Here is a 21,067-nt window from a genome sequence, read left to right as displayed (position 1 = left end):
TCTCTTTTACGGAGAGTAACATATGCTGTCACGATGGCCGACGACCGCGCCGAGATGGCCGAGTGGGACCCTGAATTCACCCGCCACATCACGAGCTGGGTGGGTCCGCTGATCAAACGATACTTCCGTGCCGAAGTGCGCGGTCTGGATTCGATGCCTGCGGCGGGCGGGGCGCTGTTGGTCTCCAACCATTCCGGCGGCATGCTCACCCCGGACGTACTGGTGTTCGCCCCGGAGTTCTACGAGCGATTCGGATTCGACCGGCCGCTGTACACGTTGGGGCACTACGGCATCTTTCTCGGGCCGATGGGGGACTATCTGCGTCGCGCGGGCGTCATCGAGGCGAGCCGCGAGAACGCGGGTGCGGCACTGCGCTCCGGTGCTGTGGTGCTGGTGTTCCCCGGAGGCGACTACGACTCCTACCGGCCGACCCTCACCGCGAACGTCGTCGACTTCGCCGGCCGCACCGGATACGTCCGCACGGCCGTGGAAGCCGGTGTGCCGATCGTGCCGATGGTGTCGATCGGCGCCCAGGAGACCCAGATCTTCCTGGCCCGCGGCGACTCGATCGCGCGCAGGCTCGGCCTCAACAAAGCCCGTCTTGAGATCCTGCCCGTCAGCGTCGGTTTCCCGTTCGGGCTGTCGGTGATCCTGCCGCCCAACATCCCGCTGCCGTCCAAGATCGTCACCCGTGTCCTCGACCCGATCGACGTCGTCGCGGAATTCGGCGAGGACCCGGATGTCGCCGAGGTCGACCTGCACGTGCGGGCGGTCATGCAGGCAGGACTCGACGAGTTGTCCCGCCAACGGCGTTTTCCGGTGCTGGGGTGAGCGCGATGGCCGATCAGTTGGGGCTGCTGGCGACCCTGTGGCGGGCACGGCTGATCGCGCCGATACGTCCGGATCGCTATCTGCGCATGGGGGCGGCAGTGCGCCGTGCCGGGGTGAGCGCGACGGTCGGGTTCGCTGCGGCTGCCCAGCGGTGCCCCGACCGGCCCGGGCTCATCGACGAAAAGGGCACCCTGACCTGGAAACAGCTCGACGATCGGATCGATGCACTCGGGGTTGCGCTACAGAAGCTGGACCCCAGAACCGTCGCGGTGATGTGCCGAAATCATCGAGGATTCGTCGAGGCGCTGGTGGCCGCCAACCGCATCGGCGCCGACGTTCTGCTGTTGAACACGTCGTTCGCCGGTCCGGCCATGGCCGAGGTGATCGAACGCGAGGGCGCCGATGTCGTGATCTACGACCAGGAGTTCAGCGGCACCGTCGACAGGGCGCTTCAGAACGCGCCGGGGGTCACCCGGTTTCTGAGCTGGGTACAGGCCCCTGAAGCGACGCCGACGCTCGACGAGCTGATCGGCGCCCACCTCGGACAGCGGCCGGAGCCGAGCCACCGCAAGAGCGACATCATCCTGCTGACGTCCGGTACCACGGGAACGCCGAAGGGCGCCAAACGATCTGCCGGCAGCGGCGGTGCAGCTGACCTGAAGGCGGTCCTCGATCGCACCCCGTGGCGGGCCGAGGAGCCGATCGTCATCGCGGCGCCGATGTTCCACGCCTGGGGCTTCTCGCAGCTTCTGTTCGCCGGCCTGTTGGCCTGCACCATCGTCACCCGACGCAAGTTCGACCCCGAGGCGACGCTCGAGCTCGTCGACAGGCACCGGGCCACCGGTCTGGCGGTTGTGCCGGTGATGTTCGACCGCATCATGGACCTGCCGACGGAGATACGAAACCTGTACAGCGGCAGCACTTTACGCTTCGCGACTGCGTCGGGCTCCCGGATGCGCCCCGATGTCGTCACCGCGTTCATGGACGAGTTCGGCGACGTCATCTACAACAATTACAACGCCACGGAGGCGGGCATGATCGCCACGGCCACTCCGGCCGATCTCCGTGCGGCGCCCGATACCGCGGGAAGACCGGCCGACGGAACCGAGATCCGGATTCTCGACGGTGACCACCGGGAAGCCCCGCCCGGGGACGTCGGGCAGATCTTCGTCCGCAGTTCGACGCTGTTCGACGGATACACCTCCGGCGCCACCCGAGACTTCCACGACGGATTCATGGCCTCGGGCGACATGGGTTACCTCGATGCCGCAGGCCGGTTGTTCGTCGTGGGCCGGGACGACGAGATGATCGTCTCGGGCGGGGAGAACGTGTATCCGATCGAGGTCGAGAAGACACTCGTCGGCCATCCTGCAGTGGCCGAGGCGGCGGTACTCGGGGTCGACGACGCCGAGTACGGGCAACGCCTCGTCGCCTTCGTCGTTCTCGCCGACCGTCCCGCCGGGGACACGGTCACCGTCGACGACCTCAAACAGCACGTGCGGGACAACCTGGCGAACTACAAGGTACCCCGCGAGATCACCATTCTGCCCGAGCTGCCCCGCGGGAGCACCGGCAAGATCCTGCGCAACGAGCTTCGCGCACAGGGCTAGTCGACGGCCACCGCAGGGCCCATGGCGGTGTCCACGATGCTCGACGGCGGCAGGCCGCACGCCTGTCTCAACTCGTCGAAGGCATGGACCATGGCCTCGGTGGCCTCATGTGGGTCGGTGAACGTGCGGTCATCGGACAGCACCGCGATGTCGACCTGGTCGACGTAGCTCCACACCGTCATGTTGAAGGCGCTACCTGCCGAAAGTACTCCGACAGAGTAGATCTCGGTGACCGGCGCACCGCCGATGTGCCCCCGGACCCGGGGGCCGGGGACGTTGGAGACGGCGACGTTCATCATCCGGTTGTGGTCGGCGTGCCTGGACTGCACGCGAAACATCGCAGGCGCCAGCGGCGGCGGCAGGTACTCGAGCATCCTGCCCTGCAGCGTGGGTCCGAGAAGGTCGTTGTTCTCCTTGGCGCGCCTGGTGGCCAACGAGGTCAGCTCGACCCGGTGCAGCGGATCGTCGACATGCACCGGCACCGACACCATCAGCCCGCCGATCTCGTTGCCGGTGATCCGCTCGGCGGATTTGTCGGTGCTGATCGGCACGGTGGCCAGGATCGGCCGGTCGGCGCGGCCGTCGTAGCGCAGCAGCAGTTCCCGCAGACCACCAGCGGCCACCGCGAGCACGATGTCGTTGAAAGTCACGCCCAGCTGCCGGGCGGTTTCCTTGACCTCGGCCAGCGAAAGCGTTGCGGTCGCGAACGTACGGACGGGGGAGACGACATGGTTGAGGAAGGTGGGCGGGGCATTGAACGGCTTCGCCAGGTCGGGGTGGTCACTCCGACTTCGGGCGCGCCGACGCAGCCGGGACAGCCCTCGCGCCGCGTCAGCGAACAGCCGCGGCATCTCGGCCATGTTGTGGAAGTGGTCGAGCTGGGCCTCCCACAGCAGTTGCCCGGTAGACGGTGGCTCACACGTCGGCGGCGGTTCCTCGCTTTCGTCCTGCGATGAACCCGTCAGATCCATCAGCCGCGCAAGCAGGTTGGCCGACGCCACGCCGTCGGCGAGGGTGTGATGGACCTTTCCGATCAGCGCGAACCGGTCGTCGGGCATCCCCTCGGCGAAGTAGAACTCCCACAGGGGGCGAGAGCGGTCAAGCGGCGTGCCGGCGATCTCACCGATCACCCGGTCGAGTTCACGCCGGCCGCCGGGGGCCGGAACCCGCACCCGGCGGAGGTGATAGTCCAGATCGACCGGACAGTCCTGCATCCACATCGGATGATGCAGCCGCCAAGGGATGTCGACGAGTCGGTAGCGCAGGGGTTCGAGCAGATGGAGTCGACGCGCCACCGTCCGGCGGAACTCATCGAACCCGAACTGACCCCGCAAGCCGGCCGCGTCGATCACCGCGACCTTCAGCGTGTGCGTGTGCAGATTCGGCGTCTCGCTGTACAACAGCATGGCGTCCATGCCGTTGAGTCGCCTCATGGGAGACCATGCAACCACCCCGGGATCATGATCACGGGTGGTTTCCCCGAAAGCGTCAGCCGCAGATGGTGTCCAGCGCCTCGCGCGTCTGCAGATCGACGAACGCCGCGCCGTACCGCTGCGCGAACGCCAGGCAGATGTCCGCACGCTGCCATGCATCACCGCCGGAGAGCGTGGCCATCCAGATCGCCAGACCGTGCGCGACCGAAGCGCGGTAACCCAGCCAGATGTCCTGAGCCGTCGGCATGTCGGCCTCGGGCAGTTGCAGTGCATCGCGATACTGCTCGAGCAGGTCGCGTTCTGACCGGCGGCGGTCCTCGATGGTCAGTGCCCCCTGGAGGAAGTAGCCCAGGTCCAGGGAGAAGCTCCCACGGCGCACCATCTGCCAGTCGAGAAAGCCGACCGTGTCGTCCGGCAGCACATAGGTGTTGCCGATGTGCGGGTCACCGTGCAGCAGCGTCGGGGTCGAGGCGGTCAGTGAACCGATGTAGCGCGCCCAGATGTCGACGAAGAGTTCGGTACCGTTCAGCGCGATCACCTCGGCAGGGGCGGTGTCCCCCAAACGCTCGTGCGCGATGTGCAGTGGCGCGTACTCGAGTCCCTCGAACGCGACAAACGGCTCCACCCACTGCAGCGCGGGATTCCCGGTGAGCCGGCCGCCCCAGAACCCGCTGTGTAGCCGGGCCAGTCCGCGCACCCCGGCCGCGGCCTGATCGACCGACATCGGTCGAGTCGAGTCCCGCGGGTCCGCGCCGCGAGCGACCACGTCCTCCATGATCAGCAGGAAGTCGCGGCGGTCCTCGTCGATGATCGCGGTGTACACGGCGGGGTGGTCCAGGGGCAGTGTGACCTCTGAGGAGAACAACCGTGGTTCGTGGTACAGGCCGCTGGTCAACGCGACGAGATCGGCATGCTCGGGGTCGACGGCCTTGGCGAACACCGTGGCCGGACCGTCGCCTGCCGAGTACCCCAGTTCGAGGCGGGCCCGGCGGTTGGTGCCGTCGTCGCGCAGCACCACGCGCACGTCGTCGACTTCGGCGCCCGGAAAGCTCTGGGCGAGCGCCGAGGTCATCCACGCCGGCGAGATCTCGTCCCATCCCTGCGGAATCGACAGTTCCGCGGCAGTCATCGGTCGGCCGGCTACTTGAGACAGCTGCCGCCGTCGACCGGCAGCGTGACGCCGGTGACGAAGCGCGCTTCATCGGATGCCAGGAACAGCACGGCGTTGGCGATGTCCTCCGGTTCCACCCAGCCGATGGGCAGGGTGTGCATCATCTCTCCGACCACCTTCATGTCGTCCGGTCCCGGGTTCTCGAGGTCGGGCCGGAACAGTTTCATGGTGCCGTCGTTCATGAACAGGGGAGTGTTCACATTGGTGGGGTGCACCGAGTTCACCCGGATGTTCTGCGCGCCCAGTTCCACGGCGAAGGTCCGCATCAGGCCGACCACACCATGCTTGGCCGCCACGTAGTGGCCGGTGTGGGGGTAAGCCTTGAGCCCGCCGACCGAGCTGGTCAGGATGATCGACCCGCCACGGCCACCCGCGAGAAGGTGCGGCACACCGGCCTTGACGGTCTTCCAGACACCGCCGAGGTTGATGTCGATCATGTCGGTCCAGTCGACCTCGCTGGTCTTGTCCAACGTGGCGCCGCCGTTGCCGATACCGGCGTTGGCGACGATGATGTCGAGCCGGCCCATCTGCTCGACACCGGTGTCCACAGCCGTCTTCAACGCGTCGAAATCCCGCACGTCGACCTCGGCGGTGAAGATCCGCCGGTTGAGTCCCTTGACCAGGTCGGCGGTTTCGGCGAGATCCTCCGGCGTGGACAGCGGGATCTGCACGCTGTCAACCTGTTTGCAGATGTCGACGGCGATGATGTCGGCACCCTCCTGAGCCAGCCGCACCGCGTGCGCCCGTCCCTGCCCGCGCGCTGCACCGGTGATGAAAGCGACTTTGCCTTCTACGCGTCCCGCCATGATGTTCAGTCCTTTGTGGTGGTAGTTGTCGAGAAATCAGGAAACGAAGGTGGGCATGGATTCCCAGCCGCGGACCGCGGTGGTCTGGGAGGGGACAGCATTGGGCCAGTCCACCTCCCACTCGGGGAACCTCTTGAGGATCTCCTCGAGCGCGATCCGGCCTTCCAACCGCGCGAGCGCATTGCCCATACAGAAATGGGTCCCCGCGCCGAAAGTCAAGTGCGAGCGCGGTACCCGGCGGACGTCGAAAACGTCGCCGTCCGGCGGGAAGCGCCGATGGTCACGGTTGGCGGCACCGACCAACAGCAGTATCGCGCTGCCTTCGGGCACCGGTCGGCCGTAATACTCCGTGTCACGCGCGACGTAGCGGGCCACTTGAAGTGCGGGGGGCTCCCAACGCAGGATCTCCTCGATCGCCCCGGGGATCAGCTCGGGATTTTCGGCGAGGTCCCGACGCTGATCGGGATAGTCCGCCAACGTCTTTCCGGCCCAGCCGATCATCCGGGTGGTCGTCTCTGCGCCTGCGGTGGCGACCACCGTCAGATACATCAGCAGCTCGGCACGGGTCAACCGACGCACGGTGCCGGTCTCGTCCTCGAACTCCACGTTCAACAGGTCGGTCATGATGTCGTCGGAGGGATGTTCGGTTCGGTAGTCGATGAACTCGGCAAAAACCTCACCGGTCGCCATCAAGTCGACCTGCTGGCTCTGCAAAGTGGCCTCACCGTGGTCGGTCACCCGGCGCTGATGTTCTTCAGGGATCCCCAGCAGCATCCCGATGACGCGCATCGGCATCTGCTCTCCGAGATCGTTGACGAAATCGAAGCGCTCGGTGCCGACCAGCGGGTCCAGACAGCGTGCGGTGAACTCCCGGATCTGCGGTTCCAGAGCCAGGACCTTCCGAGGGGTGAACATCCTCGAGAGCAGATTGCGGTGGATGTTGTGGATCGGCGGATCCTCGAAGATCAATGTGCCCGGGGGGATTTCCATGCCGGACTTGATGATCTCGAGGATGGCTCCACGTCCGGAGATGAAGGTCTCATGATCGATCAGGGCCCGATTGACGTCGTCGAACCGGCTCAACGCGTAGAAGTCGTGCTTGGCGTTGTAGTACAGCGGCGCTTCTTCACGCATGCGGGCGAACACCGGATAGGGGTTCATGTTGAGGTCGACGCCGTAGGTGTCGTAGTACAGCTCGTCGGTCGCGACGTCATCCACGTCGGAGCTGTCAGCGCTGATCGTCACAGTGTCCCTCTCGCTGGACAAGTCTTCGTAAGACAACGGGATGCCATTTGTCTCACAACTCTGGCATCGCGGACAGGCGAGTGTCAATGGGGGAATCGTTTCGGGCATGCAGCCCTCTCCGAAAAGAAGAACAGCCCTCTCGTTCAGGAAATCGCCAGGCGTGCGATGTGTCGGCCGTCCATTGCCGGAAATACTCTTCTGAGTATCGGAGAGGGCGACTCTGCGCTATTCGGCGGTGAAGCCGTGGGCGCAGAAGTCCCAGACCTCGTCGGCGGAGATGGGATTTGCGGTGCCGTCGCCGACGTCGCCGCTGGACTGGGCGACGAACATCACCGTCTGCATGGTCATCGCTGCCATGCGCTTCGGGTTGATGCCCGCGCGTAGTTCGCCGGCGGCGCTGGCCTCCTCCATCAGCTCGGTGAGCAGCGCGATCAACGGGGCGTGGGCCACCTTGACCTCGGAGGGATGCGACACGAGCAGGCGCGGGGCGAAGTCGGTGAACAACGGTCGCTTGGCCGTGGGGTCGGGGCGGGACGTCTCGAACAGCAGCTGGATTGCCACTTTCAGGCGTTCGAGCGGGTCTTCCTGGCCGTCGGTGGCTGCGCGGATCTGGTCGGCCGAGCGGCTCAGCGCATCTTCGAACAGCGCGAGCAGCAGTTCGTGTTTACCGTCGAATTGCAGGTAGAAGCTTCGCAACGACTGGCGGGAGCGGTCGACGACTTCTTGTACGGTGAAGTCGGTGCTGCCCTTCTCGATGATGATGGCCTGCGCGGCGTCGAGGAATCGCTGCACGCGCTGGGCGGCGCGCAGCTTGGCGGTCTTGATCGACCGTTCGACCGCGCGCTGCTTCCAGGCGGGTTCCTCGCTGGGGCTGGTCACCGGCGCCTCTGTCGCAGCCCGACTGGGGAGAACATGCACTGACTGTACCGGAGAACGTCTTGCCATTGCGGTCCTGCACCCCCTCTCGGCCCACGTGTCAGAGATTGTAACTTCCTCATCGCGAGAATAGTATTCTCATTTTGGTGATAACAGAAGGCCCAAGTACGGCATCGAGTCCGGGGCGCTTTTGCTCTCTTCTTCCACCGCTCGACAATCGACTGTCAGCGTCGCCCTCGAGGGCACGCTCCGAGACCTGAGGATCCGCCGTGTACATCGACTACGACGTGACCGACAAGATCGCAACCATCTCCCTCAACCGGCCCGAGGCCGCCAACGCCCAAAACCCGGAGTTGCTCGACGAACTCGATGCGGCATGGACGCGGGCGGCTGAGGACAACGACGTGGCGGTGATCGTGCTGCGCGCCAACGGGAAGCATTTCTCGGCAGGCCACGACCTGCGGGGAGGCGGTCCGGTGCCGGACAAGATCACCCTGGAGTTCATCATCCAGCACGAAGCCAAGCGCTACCTCGAGTACACGCTCCGCTGGCGCAACGTCCCCAAGCCCTCCATTGCCGCAGTGCAGGGCCGGTGCATCTCCGGGGGCCTGCTGTTGTGCTGGCCCTGCGACCTCATCATCGCCGCCGATGATGCGCAGTTCTCCGATCCTGTCGTGCTGATGGGAATCGGTGGTGTCGAATACCACGGCCATACCTGGGAACTCGGACCTCGCAAGGCGAAGGAGATCTTGTTCACCGGCAGGGCGATGACCGCCGAGGAAGTCCACCGCACCGGGATGGTCAACAAGGTGGTCCCGCGCGATGAGCTCGACAGCGAGACCAGGGCGATGGCCGAACACATCGCCACGATGCCGCCGTTCGCACTCCGCCAGGCCAAGCGTGCGGTCAACCAGACGCTGGATGTCCAGGGGTTCTACGCGGCGATCCAGTCGGTGTTCGACGTCCACCAGACCGGCCACGGTAACGCGCTGAGCGTCGGTGGGTGGCCGGTGCTGGTGAACCTCGACGAGATGAAGGCCAACATCAACAAGTAACCCCTCCGGCCGAGCTCGCGTGTCTGCACGCGACACGCCGTCACGCGGCGGCAGCAAGCGCGCACTCGACGCCGGCGAGCGCGCACGCAATGCCAGGATCTGCGGCGCGGCGGCGTGCAGACACGCGCGCTCGACGGGAAAGGGACGCCCTCAGAGGACCGCAAGGCGCGGCGCCGAACCGCGGGCCCGCAGGCCTGCTCCGGCCCGCCTGGTGAGTTCCTTTGAACTGCCCAGCAATCCGTCGAGCACCAGGGCCCTTTCGATGTGGTGGTGCAAATCGTGCTCTGCGGTGAAGCCGATGCCCCCGAGCACCTGCTGGCAGTGTTTGGCCGCGGTCAGTGCGGCTTTGCCGGCGGCGGCCTTGGCCAGCAGCGCGGTCAGGTCGGGATTGTCCTCGCCGGGCAGGCTCAGCGTGGCTTCGGCGCCCTCGATGGCCACCAGCGTCTCGGCGAGTCGGTGCCGCACGGCCTGGAAACCGGCGATCGGTCTGCCGAATTGGACACGGTCGAGTGCGTGTTGGCGTGCCAGGGTCAGCATCGCCCGTGCTGAGCCCACCAGCCACCAGCCCACAGCGCGACGGGCGTCGGGCAGTCGCAGGTGCCCGCCCTCCTCCACCCGACGCAGCGGCAGCCCGCCGAGCGCGGAGCTCTGACCCGCCTGGGCGTAGTCCCACACCACCCAAGTGCCGCCGGCGTAGGGCAGTGCCGGGGTGTCCCCTTCCTCGCGGCCGGCGGTCAGGAGCACTACATCGTTGAGAACTGATGCGTGCGAACCGGTTTCACCCAGCAGCCGGAACACCAGCGGGACGGCGGACTCGTGCATGTCCGCCAGCATCTCGGCCCAGCCCAGTTCGGCGAGCGCCTTGTCCAGCTCGGCGCCGGAGGTCGACAGCATGGTCTTGCGGAGTCCGTCTTCGAGCAATGCGAGAGAGTCGGGGTCCATTGTCACTCCTTCCCGAGGTCGAGCAGCCGACGGGCGATGATGTTGCGCTGCACCTCGGCGGTGCCGCCGTAGATGCTTGCGGCCCGCGAATACAGGAACTCGGTGCGCCACTCGGTGTCGTCGAGTTCGACGGCGCCCGGCAGCAGATCGCGTGCGGTGTCGTAGAGCTTCTGTTCGGCGCCGGCGAGCAGCACCTTGTCGATCGACGTGTCGGGACCCAGCTTGTGACCGTCGGCCAATCGATGCTGAGTGGCCCGGGACCGGCAACGCAGGGTGTGCAGGGCCAGGTAGGTATCACCGACGTCCGAATCTGCTGCTTGACCAAGCCCTTTGACGTCGTGGATCAGCGCATCCAACCGGGAGTACAGATAGGCGATGCGCTGCCAGAAACAGGTCGAGCGTTCGTAGGGCAGCAGATCCATCGCCAGGCGCCATCCGTCACCGGGCTTGCCGAGCACCCGGCCCGCGTCGACCACCACGTCGTCGAAGTACACCTCGCAGAACTCGTCGACGTCGTGCATCGTGCGCAGTGGGCGCACGGTGATGCCCGGGGTGTCCACATCGACGAAGAACGCGGTGATCGCCTCGTGGTTGGGGGTGTCGGCACCTCCGGTCCGGGCCAGCAGGATGCACCGGTGCGAGTACTGGGCGAAGCTGGTCCACACCTTCTGGCCGTTGATGATGTAGCGGCTGCCGCCCGAATCGGGGTCCAGCACGGCGCGAGTGGTCAGCGAGGCGAGATCGCTGCCCGATCCCGGTTCGGAAAACCCCTGGCACCACTGTTCGTCGCCGCTGAGCAGTCGGGGAACCATGTCGGCAGCCAGTTCTGGGGGTGCGTAGTCGATCATCGTCGGGGCCAGCACTTCGAGCATCGAGTAGGGCCCGGGCTCGGCCAGTCGCCGGCCGACGACCTCTTCGCCGACGACGGCACGCAGCATCGCCGGGCCGCCGAGTCCGCCGGCATGCTCAGGCCAGCCGTAGCGACTCCAGCCGGCGTCGTAGAGCGCCCGCTGCACCCGGGCGAACTGCCGCATGTGCCCTGAGAGCGTGTGGTCGTCAGGTGGTGGGGTCAGGTCGTTGTCATCCAGCCAGGCAATGAGATCCGATCGGAACTCGGCTGTGGGCGGGATGGTCATCCGGCCTCCGGCCGCCCGATCGCGTGCGGCCGGCCGGAGTCGTGCTCGCCGCTGCGCCGGATGAACGTCATGGCGCGGGATTTCAGTCGCCAGCCGTCCTCGGTACGGACGTAGGTGTCCTTGTAGTAGCCGATCCGCATGTCGTGCTTCGAGTGCTCGATGAAACACAGCGGCTGGGTACCCGTGGCGGTATCGGAACCCTCGACCAGGTCGACGAGCGCGGTTCCGGTCATGAAAAGGCCCTTCGGCGCAGCATCGACGAGGACCGGGAAACGGTTGATCGTGTAGGTGTCCCCGAACGCGCTGTAGGTGCCGTCCGGCGTGAAGACCTCCACCAAGCCATCGACGTCACCCTGGGTGATCGTGACGGCGTACTTGGCGAGCAGCTGCTGAATCTCGACGAGATCCTCAGTTCTTGTGGGTGTCATTCTTGAAGACCTTACCGCCCTTCATTACAAAATGGACGTGCTGTGTAACGGAGATGTCGGCTAGTGGATCGCCGGGCACCGCGATGATGTCGGCGAGGTAGCCGTCGGCCAGTCGACCGAGGTCGGGCCGGTTGATCAGGTCGGCCGCAACGACCGTGGCTGCGCGCAATACAGCAGCGGGCGGAAGACCCCAGTCGACCAGCGTGACGAGTTCGTCGGCGTTGCGGCCGTGGGGGATGGCCGGTGCATCGGTGCCGACGGCGATCTTCACTCCGGCCTCGTAGGCCGCCTTGATCGAGGTCCGTGCCTTCGGGAACATCTCGGCCGCCTTGTCCTGCAGCACCTTCGGCGCTTTGGAGACATCCATCGCCTCGGCCAGCCGGCGGGTGGAGACGAGGAACCGGTCGTTGTCGACCAGCATCTGAATCGCCTCGTCGTCCATCAGGAATCCGTGCTCGATACAGTCGATGCCGCACGCCACTGCATGCTTGACCGCCTCCGCGCCGTGGGTGTGCGCGGCGACCCGTAGCCCTCGCCGGTGTGCCTCGTCGACGATGACGCGCAGCTCTTCGTCCGAATAGTGCTGTGCGCCGGCCTCTCCGGTCAGCGACATGACGCCACCCGAACAGCACACCTTGATCAGCTGTGCACCGTGTTTGATCTGGTACCGGACCGCCTTGCGGATCTCGTCGGTGCCGTTGGCGATGCCTTCTTCGACGGTGAGTTCCAGCACGCCAGGCATGAACGCCGCGAACATCGTCGGGTCGAGGTGCCCACCGGTCGGCGTGATCGCGTGTCCGGCAGGGATCACCCGCGGACCTTCGATCATCCCGGCGTCGATGGCTCTGCCCAGTGCGACGTCGAGCAGGTAGCCACCGGTCTTGACGAACAACCCGAGGTTGCGCACGGTGGTGAAGCCGGCACGAAGCGTGCGCCGGGCGTTGCCGACCGCTCGCAGTACCCGGGTCGGCGGGTCGTCCTGGACCTGGGACAGGCCGGGGTTCTCACCACGCCCGCCCATCAGGAGGTTGACCTCCATGTCCATCAGGCCGGGGAGCAGGATGGCGGCTCCGAGATCGATGACGTCGCCTTCGGGTTCGCCGCCGACCCGGACGATCCGGTCGTCCTCGATGACGACGACGGCGGGCCGGATTATCTCGCCGGCGTCGACGTCGACGTAGCCCGCTGCTTTGAGCGTCAGTACCACCCTCAGACCACCGGCTCCTTGATGAGTTTGATGTAGGCCGCTCCACTGTCTAGCACGCGGGGCTGCTTCCAGACCTCGATGGGAAAACTCACCATGACGATCGACTGGCCCAGATGGACGAGCGCCTTGGCGTCCTCGGGCATCCCCTTGAGCGGGAATCGGGCGTCCACGTAGACCATGATGTCCTCGAGTCGCGCGATGCCGGCGTCGTAGAGCTCCTGCATCTCGGCCATCGACGAGTTGAGGCGCTTGGTGTACCGCTCCTCCTCGGTGGGCAGGCACCAGTCGGCGAATCGTTCCAGGTCGGCGAATTCTTCAGGCAGCTTAGACATGCGCGGCGTCCTTCTCGTCCGTCGAGGCCGCCGTCGCACTTCCGTTGGCGGATCCGTTGCCGTTCTTGGCGGCCTTGTACCGGTCGACATATTGATGGGCGGTCATGTGCAGGTGGCGCAGCAGGATCTCCTGATCACACAACGGGAAGTCGGTGACCACCCGGGTGCCGATCTGGGTCTGGGTTGCCTCCAGCGTGTTGGCGTCCTGGAACGCGTACTCCTTGAACGTCACCGCGGCCAGTTCCTGAGACAGCCGCTGGCGCAGGTTCGTCGGCGGCACGAAGTAGAGGTCGGCCTCGAAGATGTGCTTGTCCACCGCGGTCGGCCAGTAGTTGTACGTGAGGTACCAGCCCGGTGCCCAGAACAACAGCGTGAAGTTCGGGAAGAACTCGAAAGAATCAGTGCCCCAGCTCTTGTGACGGCCGGGATTGATGGCCGGCGGCAGTTCGTCGGGCAGGATTCCCTTGATGTCCGGCCGGTCCCAGGGGCCGAACAGTCCGCTGTGCAGAATCCGCTCGATCGGCTTGACCATGTTCAGGTCCTTCGGCGGCGACATGCCTCCCCACGAGGACACCATGGAATGGTCACCTTTGATGTCGTAGGCCAGCGCCTCGAAGCCGAACTTGGCCAGCTTCTCGGCCTCCTCCTTCTCCGCCTGCTTCATGTGCAGGATCGGCGCGTGGTAGAACTCGGTGAATGCGTCGATGAACAGCTTCCAGTTCGCGTTGATCTCCGAGCGGTAGCTGTAGTGCTCGGTCATCTCGTGGAACGGATAGCCCTCGAGCCCCTTCGCGAAGTCACCCAGGTACTCCCGCAGCGGTGCCGCATCGTTGTCGAAGTTGATGAAGATGAACCCTTCCCAGACCTCGCAGCGCACCGGGACCAGTCCGTAGTCTCCCTTGTCCAGGTCGAAGAACTCGCCCTCCTGCTGCACGAAGGTCAGGTCACCGTTGAGGCCGTATCGCCAGGCGTGGTACTTGCAGGTGAACTGACGGCAGGTACCGGAGACCTCCTCGCCGGGGTAGTCGCTCCACACCAGCTTGTTGCCCCGGTGGCGGCAGAGGTTGTAGAAACTCCGAACGACGTCATCTTTGTCTTTGACGATGATCACCGAGGTGCCCGGACCGGCCGACGGCATCTCGCGGGTGAAGTAGCTGCCCTTCTTGGGTAGCTGCTCCACCCGGCCCACCTTGAGCCAGGTCTTCTTGAAGATCGCCTGCTGCTCCAGCTTGAAGTGCTCGGGGTCGATCGAGTCGGTGTAGTCGACCGGTGCGGTGCCGAGCTCCGGCCAGTTCTCGGTCCAGCTACCAACTTCGGGCTTGGGGAAGAATGCCACGTTCAGTTCTCCTCTGTTGACTCGACGTTTGCGGGTTCGACGCCAAATGTGTTCAGTGCCATCGCGAGCATGTGGTAGCCGCCCACGGTGAAGACGAAGTCCATCAGCTGGCGGGTGTCGAATACCTCGCTCAGCGCCGCCCATGTCTTGTCGGAGATGCGGGTGTGCTCGAGGAGTTCGTCGACTGCCGACAGCACGGTGCGGTCGAATTCGTCGGCGGCCTCGCCGTGCTGCAGCGCGGCGATGTCATCTTCGGACAACCCGGCATTGCCGCCGATCACCAGATGCTCGCTCCACTCGTATGCGCATCCGGTGAGGTGTGCGATTCGTAGTACGGCCAACTCACGCAGCCGTGGGGGCAGCGTCGACCGCGTCAGCAGGTAGAAGCTGAAGCTGAGGTAGGAGCGGGTGAGGTCAGGGTGGTTGACGAATGTCGAGACCGCGTTGCCGGCGTCCGTCGGATTCCGAAGCTCCTCGGGCATCATGCGCAACGCCTTTTCGACAGCCTCGTCCCATCGGTCTGCCGGTAGGGGGGCGACTCGCACCGACGAGCTCCTCTCGCTCATGAGAATCAGGTTCTCATATTTGGCCAGTAGATTTCCACTTTTCGGATGGCTCGTCAACGGCGAACGGCAGATCTGCCGGTCAGTGGCCTGGCGGCGCGGGGTGCAAGTACGCAGCCAGGAGGCCGCGAACTCCGGCAGGGACGTTGATTCTCGCTGGTGGAGAAGCTAGTTTCCTTAGTAGGAGAACAAGCAGCAGTATCAGGTGTCCGACACGTAGGCGTGTGGGACGAGAGGAGTCGTCATGCACAAGGACGAGATGATTTTGATCAGTGTTGATGATCATGTGGTGGAGCCGCCGGACATGTTCAAGAATCATCTGCCCAGGAAGTATTTGGATGAGGCGCCGCGGTTGGTGCACAACGCTGATGGGTCGGATACCTGGCAGTTTCGTGATGTGGTGATTCCGAATGTGGCGTTGAATGCGGTGGCGGGTCGGCCCAAGGAGGAGTACGGGTTGGAGCCGCAGGGTCTTGATGAGATCCGGCCGGGGTGTTGGAAGGTGGATGAGCGGGTCAAGGACATGAACGCCGGCGGCATTTTGGGGTCGATTTGTTTTCCGTCGTTTCCGGGGTTCGCGGGTCGGTTGTTCGCCACTGAGGATCCGGAGTTCAGTTTGGCGTTGTTGCAGGCCTACAACGATTGGCATGTCGAGGGTGGTGTGGGGCGTATCCGGGGCGGTTCATTCCGATGACGTTGCCGGTGATCTGGGATGCCGAGGCGTGCGGGAAAGAGATTCGGCGTAACGCTGAGCGTGGGGTGCATGCGTTGACCTTCAGCGAGAATCCGGCGGCGATGGGGTATCCGTCGTTTCATGATGAGTACTGGACGCCGGTGTGGGAGGCGTTGGTCGATACCGACACGGTGATGAATGTCCATATCGGGTCGTCGGGGCGGTTGGCGATCACCGCGGCGGATGCGCCGATGGATGTGATGATCACGTTGCAGCCGATGAACATCGTGCAGGCGGCGGCGGATTTGTTGTGGTCGGCGCCGGTGAAGAAGTATCCGGGGTTGAAGATCGCGTTGTCCGAGGGTGGGACGGGCTGGATTCCGTATTTCCTGGAGCGTGCGGATCGAACCTATGAGATGCATTCGACGTGGACGGGTCAGGATTTCGGCAAGCAGAAGCCTTCGGAGGTGTTCCGGGATCATTTCCTGACCTGTTTCATCTCTGATCCGGTCGGGGTGGCGTTGCGCAACGAGATCGGGATCGACAACATCTGCTGGGAAGCCGACTATCCGCACAGCGATTCGATGTGGCCCAACGCGCCCGAGGAACTCGACGCGGTCCTCAAGACCCATCAGGTCACCGACGCCGAGACCAACAAGATGACCTATGAGAACGCGATGCGCTGGTATCACTGGGACCCGTTCACCCACGTCCCCAAAGACCAGGCCACCGTCGGAGCACTGCGCAAAGCCTCCGAAGGCCACGACGTCTCCATCCAAGCCCTCAGCAAGCACGACCACGGGGGGCCCAGCTTCGCCGACTTCGCGGCCAATGCCAAGGAGATGTCCGGCAACACAGACTGAGCAGGCTGAGCAGCCTGAGCGGACTGAGCAGCACGTCGCCGGAATTGCATTCCAGCAGAGGAAGCTCAAGAAGAGACCTGCTGGAATGCAGTTCCGGCGGTGGAACGATACGGAGAGAGGCAGATATGCCGGGTGGCATGAGTTTTGAACTCACCGAGGACCAGGAGCTGATCCGCAAGTCCGTCGCCGAGCTGGCGGGCAGGTTCGATGACCAGTACTGGATGGAAAAGGACCTGGCGCACGAATTCCCCCGGGAGTTCTACGATGCCGTCGCCAAGGGCGGATGGCTCGGTATGACCATCCCCGAGGAGTACGGCGGTCACGGCCTCGGCATCACCGAGGCGACGCTGCTGCTCGAGGAGATCTCACGCTCAGGGGCTGCCATGAACGGCGCCAGCGCCATCCACCTTTCGATCTTCGGCATGCAGCCGGTGGTCAAACACGGCTCCGATGAGCTCAAAGCAGCGACATTGCCCCGGATCGTCGATGGTGACCTGCATGTGTGCTTCGGGGTCACCGAACCCGGTGCGGGACTGGACACCTCACGCATCACCACCTCCGCCAAACGCGAAGGGGACCGGTACCGCGTCAACGGCCGCAAGGTCTGGATCTCCAAGGCGCTCGAGTCCGAGAAGATCCTGCTGCTCACCCGCACCGAGCCGTACGACGCCGTCACCAAGAAGACCGACGGGATGACGCTGTTCCTCACCGACCTCGACCGTGACCACGTCGACATCCGTCCGATCAAGAAGATGGGACGCAACGCCGTCAGTTCCAACGAACTGTTCATCGACGACTTGATGGTGCCGATCGAGCACCGCGTCGGCGAAGAGGGGCAGGGGTTCAAGTACATCCTCGACGGACTGAACCCCGAGCGGATGCTGATCGCCGCCGAGGCGCTGGGCATCGGCCGCGTCGCGCTGGAGAAGGCGGTGAAGTACGGCAACGAGCGTGTCGTGTTCAACCGCCCCATCGGCATGAACCAGGGCCTGCAATTTCCGCTGGCCGACTCCCTGGCCCGTCTCGATGCCGCCGAACTGGTGCTGCGTAAGGCGACCTGGCTGTATGACAACGGCAAACCCTGTGGCCGAGAAGCGAATACCGCGAAGTACCTGTGCGCCGACGCGGGCTTCGGGGCAGCCGACCGGGCACTGCAGCTGCACGGCGGGATGGGATATTCCGAGGAGTACCACGTGTCCCGGTACTTCCGGGAGTCGCGTCTGATGAAGATCGCCCCGGTCAGCCAGGAGATGATCCTCAACTTTCTCGGCGAACACGTCCTCGGTCTGCCCAGGAGCTACTAGATGCCCCCGCAGAGGTCGCTTGGCGGCGGCATGGTGATCTGAACAGGTGACAGAACCGCAACCCCACCCCGCCCCGCTGGCCGGCGTCACCGTCGTCGCCATGGAACAAGCCGTCGCCGCACCGATGTGTACCCGGGTGCTGGCCGACTTCGGCGCGCGCGTCATCAAGGTCGAGAACCCCAACGGCGGCGACTTCGCCCGTGACTACGACGACGTCGTGAACGGCCCCGGCGGCCTCGCCGCGCACTTTGTGTGGTGCAACCGCGGCAAGGAGTCGGTGACGCTCAACACCAAGACTCCGGCAGGTGTCGAACTGCTGCACCGGTTGCTCGACCGTGCCGACGTGTTCGTGTCCAACCTGGCGCCCGGCGCGACGGCACGGCTGGGCGTCGCACCCGCCGACCTCGCCGAGCGGCACCCCGACGTCATCCCGGTAGAGATCGACGGATACGGACCCGGCGGGCCGATCTCGCACAAGCGGGCCTACGACCTCCTGGTGCAGGCGGAGTCGGGATCGTGCGCGATCACCGGCTATCCGGGGATGCCCGCGAAACCCGGACCGGCGATGGCCGACTTCAGCACCGGGCTCTACGCCGCCATCTCGATACTGGCGTTGCTGTTCGGACGGAACTCACGACCCGCAGGGTCGGCGACCCCGTCGGTGGAGCTGAGCCTGTTCGACGTGATGACCGACGTGATGGGTTATGCGCTCACCTACACCCAGCATTCCGGCATCGACCAGCAACCGCTCGGGGTCGGCTCGCCCGCCGTGGCGCCGTACGGCGCGTTCCCCACGCGCGACGGTCAGACCGTGGTCCTCGGCACCACCAACGACCGCGAATGGCAGCGGGTCGCCCGGGAGATCATCGATCGCCAGGACCTCGCTGACGACCCGAGGTTCGCCACCAACTCCAGTCGCTGTGCACACCGGGAGATCCTCGACGGGGCCATCGGGTCATGGTGTGCCAGGCACGATCTGGCGGACATCCAGCAGATCGCCGACGCCGCCGGCATCGGCAACTCCCGCTACAACCTCCCCAGCGAAGTGGTGGCGCATCCGCAATTGGCGGCGCGCGACAGGTGGCGGAGTGTGGCCACCCCCCGCGGTGACATCCAGGCGCTGCGGCCCCCGCCGGTGATCAGCGGCTTCGAACAGCCGATGGGAGCGGTCCCCGGTCTGGGACAGCACACCGACGCGGTGTTAAGCGAATTGGGAGTGTCGACCGAGGAATTGGTCCGGTTGCGGGCCGAGGGCGCGATCGGACCGGCCTACTGATGTCCAATTCCTCCTCGCGTCCGGAGAAGGCTGACGACCAGGTGCTGCTTTCCGCGGATCGCGGCGGCGTGCGCACGCTCACACTCAACCGGCCCGAACGCAGAAATGCGCTGGACGCCCGGCTGTGGGTGGAACTCGCCGACGCGCTCCGCGACGTCCGGCGTGACCGCGACGTGCGCGCGCTGGTGCTCACCGGCGCCGGTGGTGCGTTCAGCTCGGGAGCCGACATCGGCACCGGTGAGGAGATCCACCCGCGCTACAAGCTGGACCGTCTCACCGATGTCGCACTGGCACTGCACGAACTCACGGTGCCGACGATCGCGAAGGTCACCGGCATCGCCGTCGGCGCCGGCTGGAACCTGGCGCTCGGATGCGACCTGGTCGTGGCAACCCCCGAGTCGCGGTTCTGCCAGATCTTCGCCAAGCGCGGACTGTCGGTGGATCTCGGCGGGTCCTGGTTGCTGCCCAGGATCGTCGGACTGCAGCAGGCCAAGCGGCTGGTGCTGCTGGCCGACATGATCGACGCGCAGGAAGCGCACGCACTCGGGCTCGTCACCTGGGTGAAGGCCTCCGATGCGATCGACGGGTTCGTCGACGAGCTGGCCGCCCGGCTGGCCGCGGGACCACCGTTCGCGCTGGCGCAGAGCAAGGCGCTGCTCAACGACGGCGCCAACGCCACGCTCCGCGAGGCGCTGGCCAACGAAGCCCGGGCGCAGCCCGGCAACTTCGCGACGGCAGACTCGACGCAGGCGTATGTCGCCTTCGCCGAGAAGCGGGAGCCGGAGTTCACCGGAAATTGGGCGTTGCACGAGAAGGAGCAGAGCTGATGCGGGAAACGGTCATCGTCGGGGCGGTACGTACACCGGTCGGCAAGCGCAACGGCGGACTGTCCGACCAACACGCCGCCGATCTGTCGGCGGTGGTGCTCAACGAGCTCGTCGAACGCAGCGGTGTGGATCCCGGCATCATCGACGACGTCGTCTGGGGTTGCGTATCCCAGGTGGGCGACCAGTCCAGCAACATCGGCCGATACGCCGTGCTGGCGGCAGGCTGGCCCGAACACATCCCCGGCACCACGGTCAACCGGGCATGCGGGTCCAGTCAGCAGGCCCTCGACTTCGCCGTGCAGGCGGTGATGTCGGGTCAGCAGGACGTCGTCGTGGCCGGGGGAGTGGAGGTGATGAGCCGGGTCCCCCTGGGAGCGGCACGCGCCACCGGGATGCCCTACGGGCCCAAAGTCCTTGCCCGTTATCACAACTTCGCGTTCAACCAAGGCATCTCGGCCGAGATGATCGCGCAGCAGTGGAACTTCTCGCGCACCCGGCTCGACGAGTACTCAGCGCAGTCCCACGAGCGGGCGGCCGCCGCGCAGGACGCCGGGGCCTTCAAGGACCAGATCGTGCCGGTGTTCACATCGGGCGGAGTGGTCACCGGCGACGAGGGGATCCGGCGCGGCACCACCCCGGAGAAACTCGCAGGCCTCAAGCCGGCATTCGCCGACGATGGTGTGATCCACGCCGGGAACTCGTCGCAGATCTCCGACGGCGCAGCGGCGCTGCTGGTCATGACCGCCGAGAACGCGGTGGCACTCGGTGTGACGCCGCTGGCGCGCTACCGGGCCGGTGCGGTCACCGGCGCGGATCCGAAACTGATGCTCACCGGGCCGATTCCGGCGACCGAGAAGGTTCTGCACAAAGCCGGTGTGGACCTTTCCGACGTCGGCGTGTTCGAGGTGAACGAGGCGTTCGCCCCGGTCCCGCTGGCGTGGCTGGCCGACACCGGAGCCGACGAGCGCAAACTCAACCCACTCGGGGGCGCGATCGCGCTGGGTCACCCGCTGGGCGCGTCGGGCGCGGTGTTGATGACGCGGATGATTCATCACATGCGGGACAACGGAATTCGATACGGCTTGCAGACCATGTGTGAGGGCGGCGGCACCGCCAACGCCACGCTGGTCGAGCTCGTCGCCTGAGGAGAGCA

Annotated in this window: 19 protein-coding genes and 1 pseudogene; 8 read left to right on the top strand and 12 right to left on the bottom strand. The window is 65.4% G+C overall.

The genetic code is table 11. The features are described 5' to 3' along the window. The first annotated feature begins 33 nt into the window (after positions 1 to 33). Together G6N53_RS24120 and fadD12 are read left to right on the top strand one after the other, a co-directional pair. The gene (locus tag G6N53_RS24120) at positions 34 to 831 is read left to right on the top strand and encodes a lysophospholipid acyltransferase family protein (protein WP_163893224.1); all 798 of its coding nucleotides are present in this window, start codon (positions 34 to 36) and stop codon (positions 829 to 831) included. Positions 832 to 836: 5 nt separating this feature from the next. Next, positions 837 to 2,441 (top strand): acyl-CoA ligase FadD12, encoded by a 1,605-nt coding sequence (fadD12, locus tag G6N53_RS24115; protein WP_163893221.1) that lies wholly within the window; start codon positions 837 to 839, stop codon positions 2,439 to 2,441. Here the strand turns inward: fadD12 and G6N53_RS24110 are convergent. The 5 genes from G6N53_RS24110 to G6N53_RS24090 all read right to left on the bottom strand — a co-directional run bounded on the left by G6N53_RS24110 (position 2,438) and on the right by G6N53_RS24090 (position 8,041). Further along, the gene (locus G6N53_RS24110) at positions 2,438 to 3,874 is read right to left on the bottom strand and encodes a WS/DGAT/MGAT family O-acyltransferase (protein ID WP_163893218.1); all 1,437 of its coding nucleotides are present in this window, start codon (positions 3,872 to 3,874) and stop codon (positions 2,438 to 2,440) included. The genes fadD12 and G6N53_RS24110 overlap by 4 nt on opposite strands. Before the next feature lie 55 nt (positions 3,875 to 3,929). Further along, positions 3,930 to 5,003, bottom strand: a complete 1,074-nt coding sequence (locus G6N53_RS24105; RefSeq protein ID WP_163893215.1) for a phosphotransferase — start codon at positions 5,001 to 5,003, stop codon at positions 3,930 to 3,932. Between the two features lie 11 nt (positions 5,004 to 5,014). Then, positions 5,015 to 5,851, bottom strand: coding sequence for a mycofactocin-coupled SDR family oxidoreductase (locus G6N53_RS24100; RefSeq protein WP_163893213.1), 837 nt, complete (start codon positions 5,849 to 5,851; stop codon positions 5,015 to 5,017). 36 nt (positions 5,852 to 5,887) lie between these two features. After that, the gene (locus G6N53_RS24095) at positions 5,888 to 7,096 is read right to left on the bottom strand and encodes a cytochrome P450 (protein ID WP_237166626.1); all 1,209 of its coding nucleotides are present in this window, start codon (positions 7,094 to 7,096) and stop codon (positions 5,888 to 5,890) included. A gap of 225 nt (positions 7,097 to 7,321) precedes the next feature. Further along, on the bottom strand, positions 7,322 to 8,041 hold the full coding sequence (locus G6N53_RS24090; protein WP_163893207.1) for a TetR/AcrR family transcriptional regulator: 720 nt from the start codon (positions 8,039 to 8,041) through the stop codon (positions 7,322 to 7,324). Positions 8,042 to 8,241: 200 nt separating this feature from the next. Here G6N53_RS24090 and G6N53_RS24085 point away from each other — a divergent pair, with 200 nt between their 5' ends. Beyond that, a complete protein-coding gene (locus G6N53_RS24085; RefSeq protein ID WP_163893204.1) occupies positions 8,242 to 9,027 on the top strand; it encodes an enoyl-CoA hydratase in 786 nt (261 codons plus the stop codon). Between the two features lie 150 nt (positions 9,028 to 9,177). On the opposite strand, the gene G6N53_RS24080 is transcribed toward G6N53_RS24085, so the two are convergent. From G6N53_RS24080 to G6N53_RS24050, 7 genes are read right to left on the bottom strand one after another with little or no spacing between them, the layout of a single operon-like run. Beyond that, a complete protein-coding gene (locus G6N53_RS24080) occupies positions 9,178 to 9,969 on the bottom strand; it encodes an acyl-CoA dehydrogenase family protein (protein WP_163893201.1) in 792 nt (263 codons plus the stop codon). A 2-nt stretch (positions 9,970 to 9,971) separates the two neighbouring features. After that, complete coding sequence (locus G6N53_RS24075; protein ID WP_163893198.1) at positions 9,972 to 11,105, bottom strand: acyl-CoA dehydrogenase family protein; 1,134 nt, start codon at positions 11,103 to 11,105, stop codon at positions 9,972 to 9,974. Then, positions 11,102 to 11,533 carry a nuclear transport factor 2 family protein gene (locus tag G6N53_RS24070; protein WP_163893195.1) on the bottom strand — a complete coding sequence of 144 codons (432 nt, stop codon included), beginning with the start codon at positions 11,531 to 11,533 and terminating at the stop codon, positions 11,102 to 11,104. Before G6N53_RS24070 ends, G6N53_RS24075 begins: the two co-directional genes overlap by 4 nt. Beyond that, entirely contained in the window at positions 11,514 to 12,740 is a 1,227-nt protein-coding gene (locus G6N53_RS24065) for a metal-dependent hydrolase family protein (protein WP_163893192.1), read from the bottom strand. Before G6N53_RS24065 ends, G6N53_RS24070 begins: the two co-directional genes overlap by 20 nt. 2 nt (positions 12,741 to 12,742) lie before the next feature. After that, the gene (locus tag G6N53_RS24060; RefSeq protein ID WP_163893189.1) at positions 12,743 to 13,072 is read right to left on the bottom strand and encodes a hypothetical protein; all 330 of its coding nucleotides are present in this window, start codon (positions 13,070 to 13,072) and stop codon (positions 12,743 to 12,745) included. After that, complete coding sequence (locus G6N53_RS24055; RefSeq protein ID WP_163893186.1) at positions 13,065 to 14,408, bottom strand: SRPBCC family protein; 1,344 nt, start codon at positions 14,406 to 14,408, stop codon at positions 13,065 to 13,067. The genes G6N53_RS24060 and G6N53_RS24055 overlap by 8 nt, the downstream gene beginning before the upstream one ends. A 2-nt stretch (positions 14,409 to 14,410) precedes the next feature. Further along, positions 14,411 to 14,953 carry a carboxymuconolactone decarboxylase family protein gene (locus G6N53_RS24050; protein ID WP_163896325.1) on the bottom strand — a complete coding sequence of 181 codons (543 nt, stop codon included), beginning with the start codon at positions 14,951 to 14,953 and terminating at the stop codon, positions 14,411 to 14,413. 262 nt (positions 14,954 to 15,215) lie between these two features. Between G6N53_RS24050 and G6N53_RS24045 the strand changes: the two are divergent. The 5 genes and pseudogenes from G6N53_RS24045 (at position 15,216) to G6N53_RS24025 (ending at position 21,059) form a co-directional block, all read left to right on the top strand. Next, positions 15,216 to 16,507 (top strand): annotated as a pseudogene (locus G6N53_RS24045) (amidohydrolase family protein). A 137-nt stretch (positions 16,508 to 16,644) separates the two neighbouring features. Continuing rightward, positions 16,645 to 17,811, top strand: coding sequence for an acyl-CoA dehydrogenase family protein (locus G6N53_RS24040; RefSeq protein WP_163893183.1), 1,167 nt, complete (start codon positions 16,645 to 16,647; stop codon positions 17,809 to 17,811). A gap of 46 nt (positions 17,812 to 17,857) precedes the next feature. After that, a complete protein-coding gene (locus tag G6N53_RS24035; RefSeq protein ID WP_163893180.1) occupies positions 17,858 to 19,087 on the top strand; it encodes a CaiB/BaiF CoA transferase family protein in 1,230 nt (409 codons plus the stop codon). Beyond that, entirely contained in the window at positions 19,087 to 19,914 is an 828-nt protein-coding gene (locus G6N53_RS24030; RefSeq protein ID WP_163893177.1) for an enoyl-CoA hydratase/isomerase family protein, read from the top strand. Before G6N53_RS24035 ends, G6N53_RS24030 begins: the two co-directional genes overlap by 1 nt. After that, entirely contained in the window at positions 19,914 to 21,059 is a 1,146-nt protein-coding gene (locus G6N53_RS24025) for a thiolase family protein (RefSeq protein WP_163893174.1), read from the top strand. Before G6N53_RS24030 ends, G6N53_RS24025 begins: the two co-directional genes overlap by 1 nt. Positions 21,060 to 21,067 lie beyond the last annotated feature (8 nt).

Source organism: Mycolicibacterium hippocampi, from assembly GCF_010723735.1.
Lineage (GTDB): Bacteria > Actinomycetota > Actinomycetes > Mycobacteriales > Mycobacteriaceae > Mycobacterium > Mycobacterium hippocampi.
Note: the sequence above shows the minus strand (reverse complement) of the source record. Positions and strands in the feature narration are given on the sequence as shown.

Coding starts and splice junctions, on each gene's coding strand:
- G6N53_RS24120 (WP_163893224.1), top strand. CDS start 34: ATGGCCGACGACCGCGCCGAGATGGCCGAGTGGGACCCTGAATTCACC.
- fadD12 (WP_163893221.1), top strand. CDS start 837: ATGGCCGATCAGTTGGGGCTGCTGGCGACCCTGTGGCGGGCACGGCTG.
- G6N53_RS24110 (WP_163893218.1), bottom strand. CDS start 3,874: ATGAGGCGACTCAACGGCATGGACGCCATGCTGTTGTACAGCGAGACG.
- G6N53_RS24105 (WP_163893215.1), bottom strand. CDS start 5,003: ATGACTGCCGCGGAACTGTCGATTCCGCAGGGATGGGACGAGATCTCG.
- G6N53_RS24100 (WP_163893213.1), bottom strand. CDS start 5,851: ATGGCGGGACGCGTAGAAGGCAAAGTCGCTTTCATCACCGGTGCAGCG.
- G6N53_RS24090 (WP_163893207.1), bottom strand. CDS start 8,041: ATGGCAAGACGTTCTCCGGTACAGTCAGTGCATGTTCTCCCCAGTCGG.
- G6N53_RS24080 (WP_163893201.1), bottom strand. CDS start 9,969: ATGGACCCCGACTCTCTCGCATTGCTCGAAGACGGACTCCGCAAGACC.
- G6N53_RS24075 (WP_163893198.1), bottom strand. CDS start 11,105: ATGACCATCCCGCCCACAGCCGAGTTCCGATCGGATCTCATTGCCTGG.
- G6N53_RS24070 (WP_163893195.1), bottom strand. CDS start 11,533: ATGACACCCACAAGAACTGAGGATCTCGTCGAGATTCAGCAGCTGCTC.
- G6N53_RS24060 (WP_163893189.1), bottom strand. CDS start 13,072: ATGTCTAAGCTGCCTGAAGAATTCGCCGACCTGGAACGATTCGCCGAC.
- G6N53_RS24040 (WP_163893183.1), top strand. CDS start 16,645: ATGAGTTTTGAACTCACCGAGGACCAGGAGCTGATCCGCAAGTCCGTC.
- G6N53_RS24030 (WP_163893177.1), top strand. CDS start 19,087: ATGTCCAATTCCTCCTCGCGTCCGGAGAAGGCTGACGACCAGGTGCTG.
- G6N53_RS24025 (WP_163893174.1), top strand. CDS start 19,914: ATGCGGGAAACGGTCATCGTCGGGGCGGTACGTACACCGGTCGGCAAG.